3 protein-coding genes are annotated in these 1,491 nt (G+C 54.5%); 1 reads left to right on the top strand and 2 read right to left on the bottom strand.

Translation table 11 applies throughout. The annotated features are described in order from the left end of the window. Positions 1 to 90 precede the first annotated feature (90 nt). On the bottom strand, positions 91 to 279 hold the full coding sequence (locus AAC083_RS21635; protein ID WP_108537669.1) for a hypothetical protein: 189 nt from the start codon (positions 277 to 279) through the stop codon (positions 91 to 93). Between the two features lie 146 nt (positions 280 to 425). Between AAC083_RS21635 and rraA the strand changes: the two genes are divergently transcribed. Then, positions 426 to 911, top strand: coding sequence for a ribonuclease E activity regulator RraA (rraA, locus tag AAC083_RS21630; protein WP_005306574.1), 486 nt, complete (start codon positions 426 to 428; stop codon positions 909 to 911). A gap of 270 nt (positions 912 to 1,181) precedes the next feature. Here rraA and AAC083_RS21625 read toward each other — a convergent pair. Continuing rightward, positions 1,182 to 1,491 (bottom strand): queuosine precursor transporter (locus AAC083_RS21625; protein WP_146181760.1); only part of this gene is annotated, 310 nt, incomplete at its 5' end.

Here is a 1,491-nt window from a genome sequence, read left to right as displayed (position 1 = left end):
TAAAAAAACCAATAAAAACAATGCCAGTCAGGCTTAACTGACTGGCATTATCCTGCACGGACCCCTTTTTCTGTTCCAGGGGGCGGGCTGCTAGACCCGATACCTAGCCACCGCCTGATTGAGCAGCTTGGCCTGCTCGGTCAAGCCATGGTTGGATGTGGCATTTTCCTCCGCCATCAGACCCGCCTCCTGGGCTATGTCGCGGATGTTGTTGACGTTGCGGTTCACCTCGCTGACCACCAGCACTGTGTTCAGGATCAACTTATGACGGATCAGCACGAGGGATCTCTCACGAACAGGGAATTGACTGCATTGAGATTACGCAGAAAACGCTATCCCCGTTGTTGTTCAAGGAATATTCATTGAAATGCCAGTCCCACTCCTTATACTGGATCCCACCTGTTTCCAGCCGTGGATTTGACACTATGGAATACAACACTTCAGAACTGTGCGACATCTATCAGGACATGGTGGATGTGCTCGAACCCATGCTCTGCTCCTTCGGCGGCCGTGCCTCTTTCGGCGGCGTCATCACCACAGTCAAATGCTTCGAATCGAATGGCCTGATCCGTGAGCTCGTTAAAGAGAACGGCGTCGGCCGCGTGCTGCTGATCGATGGCGGTGGCTCCATGCGCCGTGCCCTTATCGACAGCGAGATTGCCACTACGGCAGCCGAGAACGAGTGGGAAGGCATCGTCTGCTACGGCTGCGTGCGCGAAGTCGACATCCTGGAGGATCTGGATATCGGCATTCAGGCACTGGCTGCCATTCCGGTGGGCGCCGACAGCAAGGACGTGGGGGAGACGGATCTGCCGGTCAACTTCGGTGGCGTCACCTTCCTGCCCGATGACCACCTCTACGCCGATACCACGGGGGTGATTCTCTCCCCTGATGCTCTCGATATCGAGTAAGCCGCAACCTATGTAACGACGGGAGCCTTGGCTCCCATTTTTTATGGCTGTCACTTGCTGAAAAAAACAAAAAAAGAGGGCCAGAAGAACTGGCCCTATAACTGGAAGCAATGTGAGCAATGTCGTGCCTTCACAAGAAGTCCATCACGTTGGAACGAATGAAGTCTTTCCCGGAAAACAAGTTAACAATAATCATTCTCATTTAACTAAGCAACTCTTATTTGCCAAAAGTGCAAAAAAATTGACCATCCCGGGGGATGGTCAATTGCGTCAGGCTTGGCGCGTCGCCGCTTGCAGGCCGGCCAATCCGGCCTCACCCACCAGCTTGCTGCTGAGATAACGCAGTAAGACGCCGTAGAGAGGCACAAACAGACCAAGGCTTATCAGCAACTTGAACACATAGTCCACGGTTGCGATCTCGACCCAGTGCTCGGCCATGAAGGGATCCGTGCTACGCCAGAAGGCGATGCTGAAGAAGGCGATGGTATCCACCAGGTTGCCAAACAGGGTCGAGGCGGCGGGTGCCACCCACCAGGCCCTGAGCCGCCGCAGGCGGTTGAATACCACCACGTCCATAAAC

Source organism: Aeromonas sp. HMWF014 (assembly GCF_963878295.1).
In the GTDB taxonomy this organism is placed as follows: domain Bacteria; phylum Pseudomonadota; class Gammaproteobacteria; order Enterobacterales; family Aeromonadaceae; genus Aeromonas; species Aeromonas popoffii.
Note: the sequence above shows the minus strand (reverse complement) of the source record. Positions and strands in the feature narration are given on the sequence as shown.

Excerpts from the sequence above, each read along its gene's own strand:
- rraA (WP_005306574.1), top strand. The coding sequence starts at position 426 with ATGGAATACAACACTTCAGAACTGTGCGACATCTATCAGGACATGGTG.